At 65.1% G+C, this 15,019-nt stretch carries 18 protein-coding genes and 1 pseudogene; 13 read left to right on the top strand and 6 right to left on the bottom strand.

The window, feature by feature from the left end; genetic code table 11:
* The first annotated feature begins 3 nt into the window (after positions 1-3).
* The 9 genes and pseudogenes from uraD (at position 4) to ACFE87_RS07060 (ending at position 6,518) form a co-directional block, all read left to right on the top strand.
* Complete coding sequence (gene uraD, locus ACFE87_RS07100; protein WP_375458927.1) at positions 4-519, top strand: 2-oxo-4-hydroxy-4-carboxy-5-ureidoimidazoline decarboxylase; 516 nt, start codon at positions 4-6, stop codon at positions 517-519.
* A complete protein-coding gene (locus tag ACFE87_RS07095; RefSeq protein WP_375458926.1) occupies positions 516-902 on the top strand; it encodes a hydroxyisourate hydrolase in 387 nt (128 codons plus the stop codon). Before uraD ends, ACFE87_RS07095 begins: the two co-directional genes overlap by 4 nt.
* Positions 899-1,243 carry a hydroxyisourate hydrolase gene (uraH, locus tag ACFE87_RS07090; RefSeq protein ID WP_375458925.1) on the top strand — a complete coding sequence of 115 codons (345 nt, stop codon included), beginning with the start codon at positions 899-901 and terminating at the stop codon, positions 1,241-1,243. Before ACFE87_RS07095 ends, uraH begins: the two co-directional genes overlap by 4 nt.
* A 35-nt stretch (positions 1,244-1,278) precedes the next feature.
* Positions 1,279-1,623, top strand: a complete 345-nt coding sequence (locus ACFE87_RS07085; RefSeq protein ID WP_375458924.1) for a hydroxyisourate hydrolase — start codon at positions 1,279-1,281, stop codon at positions 1,621-1,623.
* 80 nt (positions 1,624-1,703) lie between these two features.
* The gene (locus ACFE87_RS07080) at positions 1,704-2,804 is read left to right on the top strand and encodes an ABC transporter ATP-binding protein (protein WP_375458923.1); all 1,101 of its coding nucleotides are present in this window, start codon (positions 1,704-1,706) and stop codon (positions 2,802-2,804) included.
* A gap of 26 nt (positions 2,805-2,830) precedes the next feature.
* Entirely contained in the window at positions 2,831-3,877 is a 1,047-nt protein-coding gene (locus tag ACFE87_RS07075) for an ABC transporter substrate-binding protein (protein WP_375458922.1), read from the top strand.
* Between the two features lie 217 nt (positions 3,878-4,094).
* Entirely contained in the window at positions 4,095-4,964 is an 870-nt protein-coding gene (locus tag ACFE87_RS07070; RefSeq protein ID WP_375458921.1) for an ABC transporter permease, read from the top strand.
* Between the two features lie 180 nt (positions 4,965-5,144).
* Positions 5,145-5,915 (top strand): ABC transporter permease, encoded by a 771-nt coding sequence (locus tag ACFE87_RS07065; RefSeq protein ID WP_375458961.1) that lies wholly within the window; start codon positions 5,145-5,147, stop codon positions 5,913-5,915.
* Between the two features lie 41 nt (positions 5,916-5,956).
* Positions 5,957-6,518: pseudogene (locus ACFE87_RS07060) on the top strand (DsbA family protein).
* Between the two features lie 355 nt (positions 6,519-6,873).
* On the opposite strand, the gene ACFE87_RS07055 reads toward ACFE87_RS07060, so the two are convergent.
* Positions 6,874-8,328, bottom strand: a complete 1,455-nt coding sequence (locus ACFE87_RS07055) for a DNA modification methylase (RefSeq protein WP_375458920.1) — start codon at positions 8,326-8,328, stop codon at positions 6,874-6,876.
* Positions 8,329-8,333: 5 nt separating this feature from the next.
* On the bottom strand, positions 8,334-8,876 hold the full coding sequence (locus tag ACFE87_RS07050) for a hypothetical protein (RefSeq protein WP_375458919.1): 543 nt from the start codon (positions 8,874-8,876) through the stop codon (positions 8,334-8,336).
* 472 nt (positions 8,877-9,348) lie between these two features.
* On the opposite strand from ACFE87_RS07050, the gene ACFE87_RS07045 reads away from it, so the two are divergent.
* Positions 9,349-10,230 carry a hypothetical protein gene (locus ACFE87_RS07045; RefSeq protein WP_375458918.1) on the top strand — a complete coding sequence of 294 codons (882 nt, stop codon included), beginning with the start codon at positions 9,349-9,351 and terminating at the stop codon, positions 10,228-10,230.
* A 52-nt stretch (positions 10,231-10,282) separates the two neighbouring features.
* Entirely contained in the window at positions 10,283-10,972 is a 690-nt protein-coding gene (locus ACFE87_RS07040; RefSeq protein ID WP_375458917.1) for a hypothetical protein, read from the top strand.
* A gap of 754 nt (positions 10,973-11,726) precedes the next feature.
* Here the strand turns inward: ACFE87_RS07040 and ACFE87_RS07035 are convergent.
* The gene (locus tag ACFE87_RS07035; RefSeq protein ID WP_375458916.1) at positions 11,727-11,855 is read right to left on the bottom strand and encodes a hypothetical protein; all 129 of its coding nucleotides are present in this window, start codon (positions 11,853-11,855) and stop codon (positions 11,727-11,729) included.
* Between the two features lie 199 nt (positions 11,856-12,054).
* Between ACFE87_RS07035 and ACFE87_RS07030 the strand changes: the two genes are divergently transcribed.
* Positions 12,055-12,312, top strand: coding sequence for a hypothetical protein (locus ACFE87_RS07030; protein WP_375458915.1), 258 nt, complete (start codon positions 12,055-12,057; stop codon positions 12,310-12,312).
* 98 nt (positions 12,313-12,410) lie between these two features.
* On the opposite strand, the gene ACFE87_RS07025 is transcribed toward ACFE87_RS07030, so the two are convergent.
* A complete protein-coding gene (locus tag ACFE87_RS07025) occupies positions 12,411-12,788 on the bottom strand; it encodes a helix-turn-helix domain-containing protein (protein ID WP_375458914.1) in 378 nt (125 codons plus the stop codon).
* 201 nt (positions 12,789-12,989) lie between these two features.
* Here ACFE87_RS07025 and ACFE87_RS07020 point away from each other — a divergent pair, with 201 nt between their 5' ends.
* Entirely contained in the window at positions 12,990-13,211 is a 222-nt protein-coding gene (locus ACFE87_RS07020) for a hypothetical protein (protein ID WP_375458913.1), read from the top strand.
* Between the two features lie 44 nt (positions 13,212-13,255).
* Here the strand turns inward: ACFE87_RS07020 and ACFE87_RS07015 are convergent, their stop codons facing one another.
* Positions 13,256-13,648: a response regulator gene (locus ACFE87_RS07015; protein ID WP_375458912.1), complete on the bottom strand. Its 393-nt coding sequence runs from the start codon at positions 13,646-13,648 to the stop codon at positions 13,256-13,258.
* A gap of 75 nt (positions 13,649-13,723) precedes the next feature.
* Positions 13,724-14,854, bottom strand: a complete 1,131-nt coding sequence (locus ACFE87_RS07010; RefSeq protein WP_375458911.1) for a sensor histidine kinase — start codon at positions 14,852-14,854, stop codon at positions 13,724-13,726.
* Positions 14,855-15,019: the final 165 nt, after the last annotated feature.

Below are 15,019 nucleotides of genomic sequence, written 5' to 3'. Positions count from 1 at the left end.
CACTTGAACAGCCTCTCGGGTGACGCGTTCGCGACGCATCTAGCAGGGGTCTTCGAACACACGGACTGGATCGCGGGTGCGACCCATGCGTCGGGGCCGTTCGCCTCCGTCGATGCGCTTCACGAGGCGATGATGGCAGTGGTGCGAGCCGCCGACGAAGCAACCGTGCTGGCTCTGCTGCGCGCCCATCCGGAGCTCGGCGGACGTGAAGCCCGGACGGGAGCCATGACGGCCGCCTCGACCGGCGAACAGGGGCGGCTCGGCTTCGCGGGTCTGGCCAAAGACGAGCAGGCCATGCTCGAGGATCTGAACGCCCGCTACCGGGACCGCTTCGGCTTCCCATGCATCATCGCGCTGAAGCTGCACCGTAATCGCGCGAGCGTGTTCGCCGAGCACCGCCGGCGCCTCGTCCGCGACCGGGCGACCGAGATCGCCGCGTGCCTCGACCAGATCGCGGTAATCACGCGCGGCCGACTCGACGGAGTGGTGTCCGACGCCCGGGACGGGAGGTCGGCGTGAGCGGCTTCACCACGCACGTGCTGGATACGGTCAGCGGAGGCGGGGCCCGCGGGATCGCGCTCACGCTTCGGGCCAGGATCCTGCCGGAGGCGGCCTTCCGCGAAGTGGCCGAGGCCCGCACCGACACGAACGGCCGGGCGCTCCTGCTCGGATCGGAGGCCATCGTGCCCGGTCTCTACGAGCTCGCCTTCGAGACGCTTTCCTACCATCAGGCCGCCGGGCACGAATCCTTCTTCGAGGAGGTCGTGCTGCGGGTCCTCGTCGAGGAGCCCGGAGGTTCCTGGCACCTCCCGATCATCCTGTCGCCGGCGGCTTTCTCGGCCTATCGGGGCGGCGTGCCGCCCGCCGACCTCGCCGGGCTGCCGCCCGAGATGGTCGCGTGAGCGGCCTGACGACCCATGCCCTCGACGTGGCGCGGGGGCGGCCGGCGACGGGCTTGCGCGTCGCGCTCTGGTTCCTGGGCGACGACGGCGACGCGCTGATTCGGGAGATGCTCACGAACGACCAGGGCCGCACGGATGAACCGCTGCTCGGTGCTGCCGCCATGAAGGCCGGCCGCTTCCGGCTGGTCTTCGCGCTCGGAGACTACCAGCGCTCGCTGGGCGGGCCCGCAGGCCCGTTCGAGGAGGCGCCCGTCCAGTTCCGGATCTCCCGGCCCGACGAGCATCATCACGTGCCGCTGCTGATCGCGCCGTTCAGCTATTCTACCTATCGCGGCAGCTGACCGACAGCCATGCGGTCGCAGCCCAGGTCGAAGCCATGAACGGCGGCGTCTCCATCCATGCGGTCGACGTGTCCGCGGGCGTGCCGGCGCTCGGATTGCTTTGCGACCTTCTACGCATCGAGCCGGAACCGACGCGGGTCGCGAGCGGGTTGGTGGCCGCCAATGGATGGTGGGAGCCCGACGATGCCGCGATCGGCCGCGAGGTGCCGAACGGCCTGTACGAGGCGGTCCTCCACCTCGATTCCTGGCTCGCTGCCCGCGGGACGCCGACCTTCATGGAGACTGTCCGGTTCCGCTTCAGGATCCGGGACGGCGACTCCCATCATCATCTGCCGATCAAGTTCACGCCCTTCGGCTACGCCCTGTTTCGGGGCGTGTAGGAGCCGAGCCGCGAGTCGGCATGCCGCCTCCAAAAGCCGGCATGGTTCTTGTGTCTGCCCGAATGCGTGGAGGACGTTTCATGTCGAACGGGCCGCCGGTCACCGCGGGGAAGTCGCTTATCCTGGACGGGATCACGCAGCGCTACGGCGCCTCCCTCGCCGTCGACACCGTCACCCTCGACATCCGGGGCGGCGAACTTGTCGCGCTCCTCGGACCCTCCGGTTGTGGCAAGACCACGTTGCTGCGTGCGATCGCCGGCTTTCTGAAGCCGACCGAGGGACGAGTCATCATCGGCGGCGAGGCGGTCGACCACCTGCCGCCGAACAAGCGCAGCGTCGGGATCGTCTTCCAGAACTACGCCCTCTTCCCGCACATGACCGTCGCCGAGAACGTCGCCTACGGGCTCGCCGCGCGCGGCAGGCCGAAACAGGAGCAGAAAGCGCGCGTCGCCGAGATGCTGGACCTCGTTAGGCTGGGCCACTTGGCTGACCGCTTCCCGAAGCAGATGTCGGGCGGGCAGCAGCAGCGGGTGGCGCTCGCTCGCGCGCTCGCCGTCCGGCCGTCCATCCTGCTTCTCGACGAACCGTTCGCGGCGCTCGACAAGAATCTGCGGCTCGACATGCAGATCGAGATCAAGGGGATCCAGCGCCTCGCCGGCACCACCACAGTGATAGTCACGCACGATCAGGAGGAGGCGCTGTCGATGGCCGACCGCGTGGCCGTCCTCAATGCCGGCCGCCTCGAGCAATTCGCGCCCCCGACCGAGATCTACGACCGGCCGGGCTCGCTCTTCGTCAACACCTTCGTGGGAGCGGCGAACGTCTTCGCCGGCCGGCTCGCGACGGCCCCGGACGGCGCACGCCGCGTCGTGCTCGATACGGGCGAGGAATGGGCGACCGGAACGGGCAGTTCCCTGCCGGCGGATGCCCGGGTCACGGCCTGCATCCGGCCGGAGCATCTGCGGCTCGTCGAGGACGGGCTCGGGCTCGACGGCACGGTCGAGATCGGCCTGCCGCTCGGATCGACACTCGTGCACGAGATCCGCACCCGCGACGGGCGCGGCATCAAGATCTCCGAGCCGCGCGCGCCCGGTGCCGGGCCGCGCCCTCCCGGCACGCCGGTCCGCATCCGTCCCGTCGCGCCGGACGTCGTCTCCGTCTTCAGCGAAGCCCGCGCCTGACCCTGCAGCCACGACGAGGATCCAGCATGACCTTCCACCGACGCCATCTCCTGCAGGGCGCGCTCACGCTCGGAGCGCTCCAGGCCTTCCCGGGCCTGTCGCAGGCGCAGGCCCGCAAGCTCGTCGTGGCGACCTTCCAGGGAAGCTGGGAGGAGGCGCATCGCGACGCCTGGGTGCCGGCCTTCCGGGCGAGCGCGCCGGGCTCTGACATGGTGCTCGACGCGATCCTCTCGGTCGACCAGATCTCGAAGATCACGGCCGCGCGCGCCAACCCGCCCATCGACGTCATGCTGATGGATCCCGGCCCGGCCCTGGTCGCGCTCGGGCAGGACCTCGCCGAGCCTTATCCGGTCGCGCAATCCGCCCACTACAAGGACCTGATCACGGACGCGCAGGAGCCGATGGGACCGGCGAACTTCATCCAATGCGTCGGGATGATCTACAATCCCGAGAAGGTGAAGTCGCCGCCGACCTCCTGGGCCGACATCTGGAAGCCGGAATACAAGGGTCGGGTCGGCATCACGAACCTGAACTCGACGCTCGGCACAGGCTTCCTGGTCGAGATCTCCCGCATGCGGGGCGGTTCGGAGGCGAATGTCGATGCCGGCTTCAAGGCGCTCGAGGAGTTGAAGCCGAATCTCGGGGCGGTCGCGGCCAATCCGGGGGCGCTCGCAACGCTCTACCAGCAGGAGCAGGTCGATATCGGACCCGGCAATTTCAACGCCATCCAGATCCTGAAATCCCGCGGCGTTCCGGTCGAGTTCGCGGCTCCGAAGGAGGGCGCGATCGGCTTCAAGACGACGATTCACATCGTCAAGAACACGCCCGTGAAGGAGCTCGCCTTCAAGCTGATCGAGGCAACGCTCTCGCCCGAGGTCCAGACTAAGCTGATGGACAGCCCCTACCTTATCATCCCGACGAACAGCAAGGTCAAGATGACGGGCGAGATCGCCAAGGTGCTGGCCAAGGATACCGACGAGATCAAGCGCAAGCTCGTGTTCCAGGATTGGAAGACGATCAACCAGAACCGGCAGGCCTGGATCGAGCGCTTCAACCGCGAGATCCGGGTTTGATCGTTGTGCGTCCTTCGAGGCCCCGCCGCTTGGCGGCGGGGCACCTCAGGATGAGGAGGGATGTGGGAACTCGGCCTTCCGTCATCGCGAGCGGAGCGAAGCAACCCAGAGGGACGCGCGCCTGCCTCTGTTTCGCTTCGTCGCTGACGCTCCTCGCAATGACGGCGAAGCGGCCGCAGGCCGGCCTCGAAGCACGCACCGGGGGAGCGCTTACCTGATGGCCGCCACCCCGGCGCCGTCCGGTCCACCCGCGATCGGCTACGACCTCAAGCTCGCGCTTCCGCTCGCCGCGTTCTTCCTCGTCTTCTTCGTCACCCCGCTGGTCCTCCTTGTCGTCATCAGCCTGTTCACCGATCCGACGATGGCCCGGATCGGCCTCGACCAGTATGCCCGCTTCCTGCTCGATCCGTTCTCCTTGCGCGTGCTCGGCGCGACGCTGTGGCTCGGCCTCGAGGTGACGGCGCTCACCTTCGTGCTCGGGATGCCGCTGGCGCTCGTTTTCCGGCGGGGGCCGGGATGGCTGCAAGGCGCGCTGATGCTCGTCGTCCTGCTACCGCTCTTGACGAGCGTCGTCGTGCGCACCTTCGCCTGGATCGTGATCCTCGGTCGACAGGGCATCGTCAACACGACGCTGATCTCCCTCGGCCTGATCGATACGCCGCTCCGCCTCCTCTACACGGAGGTCGGGGTCGTCTTCGCGCTGGCGCAGGTGCAGATGCCCCTGATGGTGCTGCCGCTGATCACGGCGCTGTCGCGCATCGACCCGAACCTTTCGGACGCGTCCTCCGCGCTCGGTGCGGGCGAGTGGCGCACCTTCGTCCGGGTGACCCTGCCGCTCGCCCTGCCGGGCATCATCGCGGGCTGCCTTCTGACCTATGCGGGGGCGATCACGGCTTTCATCACGCAATCACTGATCGGCGGCGGCCAGATGCTGTTCATGCCGATGTATCTCTACCAGCAGGCCTCGACGCTCAACAATTGGCCCTTCGCGGCCGCGATCTCGATCATCTTCCTCATCGCGGTCCTGGCCTGCGTGACCCTGTTCAACCTCGCCGGCCGTCTCTCGCGGGGATACGCGCATGCGTGAACTCCCGGGTCTCTCCTACGCTCCTCATGCTGAGGGGCTCGCGGAGCGAGCCTCGAAGCACGGGCCGGACCCGTCCTGCGTCCTTCGAGGGTCGCTGCGCGGCCACCTCAGGATGTGGATGGTGTGGATCGAACGGGTTCGTCGGTGAGGCGCGGCTTCGACTATTTCAGCTTCCACGGCGTGATCGCGCTCCTCGCCGCGATCTGCCTCGTGGTTCTCGTCGCCCCGACGCTCGTCGTCCTGATCGTCTCCTTCACGAGCGGCTTTTCCCTGCGCTTCCCCCCACCCGGCTACTCCCTGAAGTGGTACGCCGCGCTGGTGGATGCCTGGCAACTCCATTTCGCCGCCTGGAACAGCCTCACGGTCGCGCTCTGGACGACGGCCATCTCGGTCCTTCTCGGCACGGCCGCATCCCTCGCCATCGCCCGGTCGCCGACGATGAAGGCACGTGTCCTCGACAGCCTGTTCATGTCGCCGCTCGTCCTACCGGCGCTCGCCTTCGGGCTGTCGGCCCTCATGCTGTTCAGCATCTCGGGCATCCCGGTCTCGCCGACGACGCTCGTCATCGGCCATGTCGTCGTATGCGTACCCTACGTCGTGCGGACCACGGTTGCGGCGCTCGCCCAGATGGACCCGGCTCTTCTCGAAAGCTCGACCTCGCTGGGCGCCTCGCGTCTCTACACCTTCCGGCGGGTCACGCTGCCCCTGATCCGGCCCGGCATCCTGGCAGGCGGGTTCATCTGCTTCATGTCGAGCTTTGACAACGTGCCGGTGTCGCTGTTCCTGCGCGACGCGAAGACCGACATGCTGCCGATCCGCATGTGGCAGGACCTGGAGAGCCGGCTCGACGTCACCATCGCGGCCGCCTCCGGCGTGCTGATCCTCGCCACCGTCGCCCTGATGCTCGTGATGGAGCGGGCGGCCGGCCTGTCGCGCCGCCTCGCCGGATAAGGCATGGCCCGCTTCGCCCCTCCTCGAACGACAGGAAAGACATGACGTCGACGACATGGCGTGCCGACCCTCTCGCCTGGGGCCACGGGCCGCGTCTCCTCGACATCTTCCTTGAGCCGACCTGTCCCTTCTCCGTGAAAGCCGTTCGGCAAACTCTACGACCTCCTCGCGCAAGCGGGCGAGGACCGGATCACGGTCCGGATCAGGCTGCACTCGCAGCCCTGGCACCTCTATTCGGGCGTGATCGTGCGGTGTGTCCTTGCCGCATCGACGCTCCCGCGCGGAAAGGAGGCCGCGAAGGCCGTCCTCTCCGCGGTCGCCGCCCATCGCGAAGAGTTCGAGTTCGAACGCCATTGCGGCGGCCCGAATCTCGACGTCTCGCCGAACGAGATCGTCGCCCGGATCGAAGGCTACAGCGACGTCGGGCTGTCCGAAGCCTTCGCTATTCCGGATCTCGACCGGGAGATGAAATGGCATTGCCGATACGCCCGCCAGAACGGGATCCACAGCTCCCCGAGCTTCATGATCGACGGCCTGGTCCAGGCCGACATGAGCAGCGGCGACCCGGTTTCCGCCTGGGTGTCACGCCTGGTGCCGGGCTAGCGATTACCTCGGCCCGAGCCCAGGACGGCGCCCTCTCGGCGGGTCCGGGACGCGAACGACCGTTCTTCACGCGAGAGACAACCTCATGCTGCCACGCGGGCGACGGAGATATGCCAATCGGTCGCGCCACCTTCCGGACCGACGGGAACCACCCAGACGGGATCTGGTGGTGGACGATGACCGTGGTCGGTCGAGGCCGCGACCCGGTGAGAAGCTCCGGCGTGAAGGACGCCAAGGAGGAAGTGAAGGCCGCAGTCGAACGCTGCGGCATTGTCACGTTGAGCGGGCCAGAGAGCGCTCATCGCCAGGCCTGGTCGAAGCCCTTCTGAAGTTGTCTCTCCCGCCTTAGACGGCATCAAGCTGAGTTTCTGGTGCGCGCGTCGCCGTCGTAATCTTGACTGATGTCCGCGGCATCAGTCGTGGCCCGCTCGCCGGCCCTGCGTGTCCGAACCTCGGTGAAAGTCTCGCCCGTGCTCTCGAGGACCGCCTGTCGGCCGGTAACCTCCTGATATCGGGTTGCGATCACGTCCACGTAGAGTGGGTCGAGCTCAACGCCTCTGCAAACCCGCCCGGTCTTTTCGGCCGCGATAAGGGTTGAACCGGAGCCGAGGAAAGGGTCGAGCACGATGTCGCCCCGGTTTGTGACATCGAGAAGGGCGTCCTCAAGCATGGTGACCGGCTTCACGGTCGGATGGTGCTGAAGCCCGCGCCGCGCGTCCGAGCCGACGCTCGAGGCGCCCGGATAGGTCCAGAGATTCGATCGCCAGCGCCCCCTGCGGCCAAGATCCACGTTATTTATGTGGGGCGCCCTCCCCTTCTTGAAAATCGGAAGGAGTTCGTGCTGCGACCGATAGAGGCTGCCCATACCGGCGTTGGTCTTGCCCCACACGACCAGATTGATCTGCTCGAGCCTGGTCGCGACAGCCGCCGCTGTCACGGACGAGAGTCCTCGCCAGTCTATGAAAGTCGCGAGAAGGCCGCCGTCGACGAGATGCCCCTCCGCCTCGTGAATCCAGGCCTCGTTGAAGGCCTGGAATTGCTCGGAAGTCATGTCCCCGCTCGCCATAGCGAACTCGCGGTGGTCGCCTCCCGTAACGTGACCGGCAATCCGAACATTGTAGGGCTGGTCGGTTAGAACGACGCGGGCAAGGCTCTCGCACATCGCGAGGTCCAGAGCCTCAGGCTGTGTCGCGTCGCCGCAAACGACCCGGTGCTCCCCTAGCAGGAACACGTCGGTCAGCCGCGCAACCGCGCGAGCAGTATCAGGCGGCGCGAGCGGCCCCGCCTCGACCGCCTCGGCTCCCTCCCCGATTAGGATTTGGTCGACCTCTCCAATCGAGAACCCTGAGATTTCGATAGGAAAGCCGCTTACCATCAACTCTTCCAGTTCGAGCTTCAGCTCGTCGACGTCCCACTCGCCTTTTTCGCCGAGCCGGTTCACCGCGAGCCGAAGCATCCGTCGCTCCGCTACCGTGAGATGGCTCGCGAGGATGCAAGGTACAGCTGAAAGGCCTAGAAGCTTTGCGGCTTCCACCCGTATTATGCCGTCGAGCACGCGCCCGTCCTCATCGATCAGCACTGGATCGCAGAAGCCAAGTGCCGCGATGGCGTTTGCTACCTCGCGGATGTGAGCTGCATCAGCGTTGCGAACCTTCCGGCGGACCGGAGCCAAGAGACCGCCGGGATCGCGCCTCACAAGCTGTAACTCTGGCAACATGTCGTTGCGCGGCGGATGGAAAGTCGCCGCATTCGCCACCTTCGCCTGCGCTGCCCGGCGCCTGCGGCTTGCCGCTTTTAGATTCTCAAGCATGCCGATCAACCCTCACGAGCTGGGTCGATATCGGAAGGAGACGGCTGTTCGGCGGCCTGTTCTTTGAACTCCTGCTGGCGCTCATGCATAAGTTCGAGCCGCCGGCGGACCTCTGCTCCGTGATCGACCATTCCTGCGGAGCCTTGATGTCGCTTTTCGGCTTTGTCTCGCAGCTTGTGCCAGAGGGCCATCTCTCTTGGTCCGCCGGTGAAAGCGTTCTGAAACGCCTTCCAGTCTAGCGCCTCATCATTTGTGAGTACCACCGGGGTTCCATCTATGATGAGACGCCGCTTCATCTTTCCGATACGTTCAGCGAACGAATGCCGATCGGTAACGGAAGGTCTGCGGCGGCCTTTTGCGACCTGATTTCCCGCAACAAACTTTCCCGCCTCGGGTGGCTTACCGTAACCGACGCCGTACTGCGCATTAGCTATGCGCTCACGGCGCTTCGCCTTCTCCCGATCGTTTTCCGAATCTGAACCAGACATTGTGATACCCCATGATGATGCGGCCTCCTCCTCCTCTTCAAGTGAGCCGACTCGGCTCATGCCGATGACCTAGCTGCAGGCAGGCAGAAAGGAAACTGCGAATGCCGCAGTGAGGGGTTAAATTAACTGTGCTCGACCAAGTGCCGCAACGGTGCCTAATCATTCCAATGCTGCACACCGAATTCCCGTTCGCAGATGTCCCATTCCCGTTTAGAGCCGGCTAAATTCCCGTTCAGCGACCAGCTTGATTCCTCGCAAGCCGTTGTGATCTCGAACCAAAAATGCTTCCAAACAGCTGCCGATTACCAAGTGGCGCAAAGATTTCCCGTTGAAACGGGTACTTCGTGTGTCGGAGACCCGTTTGGCCGGACTGCGTCCACCGCCACCTGCCCTCTGACGACCCCTGTTTCCGCCCTACGCGAGGTGGGTTCCGCGAGGTCACGTTACCCGGTCCGATACCCGACGGGAGCCGTATCGCCGCCCTCTTCGTCGCGCGCGACGGCGCCTACGCGAACCGACCCGGGTGTCTGTTGTGACCGGTACCTCGCTCGATAAGGGCGAATGGGTTCGCGGCATCGCGCATTGGCGCGATGCCGACACGGCCTACCTGTCCGTCGCGTTCACGTGGCGGCTGCCAGAAGCGCGTCGCGTCGCGGAATATTACCGCGCGATCGGCGTCAAGCGGGTCATCGCGGGCGGGCCGGGCGTCTTCACGCAGCGGAAGTATGTGGCCGAGTTCGCGGAGATTGGCGACCGCATCCCCGACGCGATCGCGCGCCACAACCCGTTCGCCACGCGCGCCAGCTACGGCTGCCCGGTCGGGTGCTGGTTCTGCATCGTTCCTAAGATGGACGGCAAAGCCTTCACATTCCTACCGGACTTCCCTGTCCGGCCTGTACTCTGCGACGACAACCTGTCGGCTCTGCCTGCCGACTACCAGCAGCACATCGTGAACCGCTACGTCCGGGCCGGTGTGCCGCTGCTGGACGCCAATTCCGGCTTTGAGCCGGCGACCTTCGATGAAGAGGTGTTCGCCCGTTGGCGGCCGGTCCTAAAAGGTCCGTGGCGCTTCGGGTTTGATGAGACGACAGAGGGTGAGGCGGTCGCGCGCGCCTTCCGCATCTTGAAGGACATCTCGCCCCGCAAGAAGCAGGTCTACACGATGATCGGCCACGAGCCGTTCGATGTGTGCATGGACCGGATCCAGCGCGTCATTGGAGCAGGGGGCGAACCCTACGCTCAGCCATTCATCAAGCTCAATGCCCTCGTGAAGGAGCCGGCCGTCCGCCACGATTGGACGCCCCTCCTTCTCCGACAAGTCCAGCGATGGGTGAACCGCCGCCTTTGGCGGAAAGTGCCGTTCGCTGACTACGACGCCTCGGCCAAAACGAGCAGACTGAGGATAGCAGCATGAGCGCTCGCTCCGTTCCCCCGTCCTCGGCCCGCGTGTTCGGGAGGAGGGGATCGTGACTGATCGACCGATCATCTTCTCGGCACCGATGGTGCGGGCGCTTCTGGACGGGCGGAAGACGCAAACGCGGCGGCTCATCAGGACGACCGGGCACGCCAATATTTTCGATGGTACGTGGACCGACGGATATGTGCTGGACCCCGGCAATGCCGATTGGCGCGCGAGGTTCATCCCCTACGCGGTCTACGACCGGCTATGGGTGCGGGAGGCGCACTACCTCACCGACGACGGGCACGAGGATTTCGCGATCTTCGCCGCCGACGAGAATGATGTCCGCGAGCATCTAGCCGAGATCGACTCTCTGCCGGCCAATTTCACCGCCGAACTCAGGGCCCGCCACCGCAGATTACGTCCCTCAATCCACATGCCCCGCTGGGCCTCCCGCCTGACACTCCACGTCACCGATATTCGGGTGCAGCGGCTTCAGGAGATCAGCCGCGAAGACGTAATAGCTGAAGGCGTCAGCGAGTGGGAGGGCATGTCGATCGCTAACGTCGTGGCCGGCTGGCATCAGCCGTTCGCGGTTCTCTGGGATAGCTTACACGGCTCCGGCGCCTGGAACGCGGATCCATGGGTCGTTGCGATCTCTTTGACCGTCGAGCGCGCGAACATTGATCGGGCCACCTCCCCCTCGAAAGACCAAACCGCGTTCCCCGGCAGGGATGGGACAGGAGAGCGATCATGAGCGACGAGCCCGAACTACGCCGGCAGATTGCCGTTCTAAGTGAAGCGCTCCGGGACCACTGGTGCCTCGCGGATGGCAATATGAAAGTCGGGCAATGCGTGGACGCGGGCCACTGCGGGTGCTCGACGGGCCTGATCCTCAAAGCCTACTCGCCCGTCCCCGCCCCATCCCCTCCACCTTCATGCGGAACGGGGGAAGCGACCTGATGGCCCGATACGAGAGCGACGCGGACCTATGCCGCCGAAAGGGCTGGTTGCCAGGAACGCGGTTGGTCGGAGACGAAGGCTACGGCCCGACCGTAATCGAGATCACCGCCATTGGCGAGAAAGAGCTTCTGGCGAAGACGATCAGCCATAATGGGGAGCCGGATTCAGACCGTGATGAGAGCCTGTGGACGCTTTCGTGCCGAGACTGGCGTCCCGTCCAGTCTTGACCGCCCTCATGCCCCGTCGAGAGACCCTTACCATCCGCCAGGCGATGAGGGAGCTTCCGGCTTGAAATCCTGGGCCAAAGGTGCGACATTTGGGTTGGTCGTCCCGTCGCCTTTTGGTCCTGAATCCCTCTCCGGAAGCAGGTCTGATTACGGTCCTGGTGAGCCGGGCGTTGGAAGCGCCCGGCTCACTACTCTTCGGTGCCGGACCTACCAGCCCCCCCCTTCACCATCCACGGCGTCGCACACCTTCATCCTGGCGTTGGGGAGAAGGAGAGCGGGGCGGGTCGGGGGACGGAAGGGCCGTTCGCGACCGGTAGCGTGTCACATCGGGACCACGCCCGGGATCGCGGACGAGCGGCCACCAGAGAAGCGGCGAAGGCCGCCGTCGAGCAGCGCTACCGAGACCTGTGCGCGGCCCATCCGGACAATCGGCGCGAGATGCAGGCGCATGCCGCGGCCGCGTGGGAACGGGCCGCAGCAATGTGGGAAAACAGAGGCGAGACGCCCTACGCCCGCCCCGCTGGCCAGCGGGCATCAGGGATGCTCGGTCTATGAAGGCGGATTGGCGGTTGACCGCGATGGTGGGGGTCGTGGCCGTGCTTGCTTTCGTTGCCTGCGGGGTGCTCCTAGTCTGGCTCGACGTGAAGCTGTGACCGAACCGATCCCCGCCTACGGCTTCAAGCCCGAGACCGACCGCTCCTACCTCGTATTCTGCCCAGAGCACGGGGGCTGGCACGTCGGGGAGTGGTGGACGGTCGACGGGCCCGGGCGATGGGTCCTGGCCTGTGATGCGGGCGTGGATCTCACGGTGTCGCATGTGCTCGAGCTGCCGGCTGACCCGATAACTGTTTCGGTCACGATCGCGTGGTCGCTGGCGCGGCAGGTGACGGCAGCGGGGCGGGCCTGACCATGGGTGGCGGATCGTGAACCTCGCGCCGGCGGTCGCGCTCATCCTCAGCCTCGCCGCGGCCGGGTGATGGGCGAGCGTTGAGGGCAGCTTCTCCGCTACTCCGGGTGCGCCATTGCCTCGACAAACTCGAGCAAAGCTCGCCGCTGAGGGCCCACCGGGATTGCGGCGAAAGCCCTAGCGAGCCGAGCTCCGTCGTTCGATTGCAGGAGAATGCCCTCTGGGGTTGCTGCGGCGATGCCGGGCAAGGCTTCTCCATCGACCAGGTCCGACGGGCGACACGCGAGGGCGAGGGCGATTTTCGAGAGCCTGGATCCTGAGACTCGGTTCAAGCCGTTCTCGTATTTCTGGACCTGCTGAAACGTGACGCCGGCTGCCTCGCCAAGCTTCGTCTGAGATAAGCCAAGCGCGGTTCGGCGTGCGCGGATCGCCTTTCCGATATCGCGGTCCACCTGCTCCGGCGCCTTGGGGTTCACGGTTCGAGATCCTAACGAGAGGCCTGCCGAAATCTGGGGTGCCATTCCTGATCGGCGCCGGAGCAAGATCGGGGCCGCCGCAGGTTGCAGCGAGGTCACGGTCGACCCGGAACAGGGTCCGGATCGCCTCCTGGTTCGTCGTAACGAAGTAGAGGTTGCACATGGCTGGCGAGCGTAGCTGAGCCGTGGCACGATCGCGAGATGCCTGACCGCTCGCCCTTCCCGTTGATCCCGCACCACCAGCCGGACGACATGCTGCTCCGGCTTGAGCTGTTGCGGGACGAGGCCAGTGCGGCGGGACAGGGGACCCTCGCCTACCTGATCGAGGTCGCGATGGTCGAGGCGAAGCGCATCTCAGACCAGGAGCGTCGCGATGTCGAAGAACGCGCGGCCGACCCATGGGACTTGTGGCGGCCGGTGTAGGCCCTGGCCAGCTCTGATCCCTTGCTGACGCAAATTGCTCCTGATCAGTAGCTGTGGCCTCGCGCGATCAGCCCGCGGACTTGGGAAATCAGCGTCGACGCTTGGTACGGCTTCGGCAAGAACTTTCCGTGGTCGGGCAGGTCCTCGTCCGTCAACGCGACGCCCCCGGAAGTCACCAGCAGGAGAACATGTGGCCAGCACCGATGAACCTCCGTTGCCAAGTCAACGCCGTCCATCCTCCCCGGCATCTGGACATCGGTGAAAAGGACGCGGACCTCACGCCAGCGCAATCTCATAATCTCCAACGCGAAGTCCGAGTTCTCCGCATCGATAGTCTCGAAGCCGGCCTCTTGGAGAAGGTCCACCGCCTCCATCCTGAGGAGGGCCTGATCCTCGACAACAAAAATCAGTGTCGGCGAAGTCGGTGCTTCAGTCATGAACCGGTCGACCCGCGGTGGGATCGGAGAACTGCGTTCGGTCGGGAAGGGTCCATCGGGCGGGCGAAAACCCTTTTAACCCGGACCACCCAATGGACGCTGGCCAGGCTGCCCGTTACGAAACACGACCTCAAAACAGGACCCAGTTCCCGCTGGGTTCACGCCGGCCGTCAGCTGACCTCTGAGCTGGCCAGTCAAGGCTGTCACGACCTTCATACCGAGGCTTTTAGACGGTCGTCCGGGGTCGAAATCCAGCGGAAGGCCGGTTCCCTCGTCGCAGACGGAGAGCGTGTGGCCTCCGTCCGCGACGCGATGGGAGACTGAAATTCGACCCGAGCCGTGTTTGGCCGCGTTGGTCACGAGCTCGTTGACGATCAGGCCGATAGGCTGGATCAAGGTGGTTGGCACGTCACCTTCATCGCCGCTTACGTCGATGGGTTGGCCGACAATGCCTGCCAGATCGGCGCAAAGCCGGCGGATAAAAGCGATGGCGGACGTCTCGGCAGCCTCATCGGCGTAAAAGTTGCGATGGACCTGAGCGACTGCTGACACGCGGTTTGCCGCAATCCGTAGTTCTAAAGCGGCATCGCTGCTGCCTGGATTACGGCTCTGCATCGTTAAAAGAGACGCTATGAACTGAAGGCTATTCATTACCCGATGATCAATTTCACGGGCCATTAGTTGCGCCTGAGACACTGCTTGCCGAGCCGCCAAGCGCAGCTCTATTTGGTCCATCACCACTGAAGCGAGGTCGACGAGGTCATCGATCTGACCCTGGTCGATGGGCCGGGGCGCTTGGTCGATAACGCAAAGGGTCCCAAGGTTGTGGCCGTCCCGTGTCGTAAGCGGGACGCCGGCATAGAAGCGCAGCCCAAACTCGCCCGCTACAAGTGGGTTAGCGAGCGACCGTGGATCCGCCTTTGCATCCGTCAAGATATGAGGATCGTTCGCGAGGATTGCCGAAGCGCAGAGGCCTGGGTCCCTACCAATCTGGCTTACCGAGATGCCGTGATGGGACTTGAACCAGATGCGGTCGTTATCGACGATCGACACGATGGAGATCGGCACCCCGAAGCGCCGAGCCGCTATTGCCGTAATGCGGTCGAATGCGCCATCGGGCGGGCTATCGAGGATGTCATACCGCTTCACGGCCGCCATTCGGCCGGCCTCATCGTAAGGAAAGGTGCTGATTGCGACGGCGTTCATAAGAGGCGTCCGGGAAGGAAGGGATCAATTACGCCTTGCAGCACGACTAGGCCAGCTCCCTTACGTTGCGGTTCCGAATGACCGCGGCAGGCGCGCGAAGCGGACGTCGCCGCGATATCCCGCGAACACTGTACCCGCCCTTCTTTGCCGTAGGCGCTTCGACCT

The organism is uncultured Enterovirga sp., from assembly GCF_964242715.1.
GTDB lineage: Bacteria > Pseudomonadota > Alphaproteobacteria > Rhizobiales > Beijerinckiaceae > Enterovirga.
Note: the sequence above shows the minus strand (reverse complement) of the source record. Positions and strands in the feature narration are given on the sequence as shown.

Coding starts and splice junctions, on each gene's coding strand:
- ACFE87_RS07050 (WP_375458919.1), bottom strand. CDS start 8,876: ATGAGCCGAGTCGGCTCACTTGAAGAGGAGGAGGAGGCCGCATCATCA.
- ACFE87_RS07080 (WP_375458923.1), top strand. CDS start 1,704: ATGTCGAACGGGCCGCCGGTCACCGCGGGGAAGTCGCTTATCCTGGAC.
- ACFE87_RS07055 (WP_375458920.1), bottom strand. CDS start 8,328: ATGCTTGAGAATCTAAAAGCGGCAAGCCGCAGGCGCCGGGCAGCGCAG.
- ACFE87_RS07070 (WP_375458921.1), top strand. CDS start 4,095: ATGGCCGCCACCCCGGCGCCGTCCGGTCCACCCGCGATCGGCTACGAC.
- ACFE87_RS07010 (WP_375458911.1), bottom strand. CDS start 14,854: ATGAACGCCGTCGCAATCAGCACCTTTCCTTACGATGAGGCCGGCCGA.
- ACFE87_RS07020 (WP_375458913.1), top strand. CDS start 12,990: ATGCCTGACCGCTCGCCCTTCCCGTTGATCCCGCACCACCAGCCGGAC.
- ACFE87_RS07035 (WP_375458916.1), bottom strand. CDS start 11,855: ATGCGCCTGCATCTCGCGCCGATTGTCCGGATGGGCCGCGCACAGGTC.
- ACFE87_RS07085 (WP_375458924.1), top strand. CDS start 1,279: ATGAACGGCGGCGTCTCCATCCATGCGGTCGACGTGTCCGCGGGCGTG.
- ACFE87_RS07075 (WP_375458922.1), top strand. CDS start 2,831: ATGACCTTCCACCGACGCCATCTCCTGCAGGGCGCGCTCACGCTCGGA.
- ACFE87_RS07015 (WP_375458912.1), bottom strand. CDS start 13,648: ATGACTGAAGCACCGACTTCGCCGACACTGATTTTTGTTGTCGAGGAT.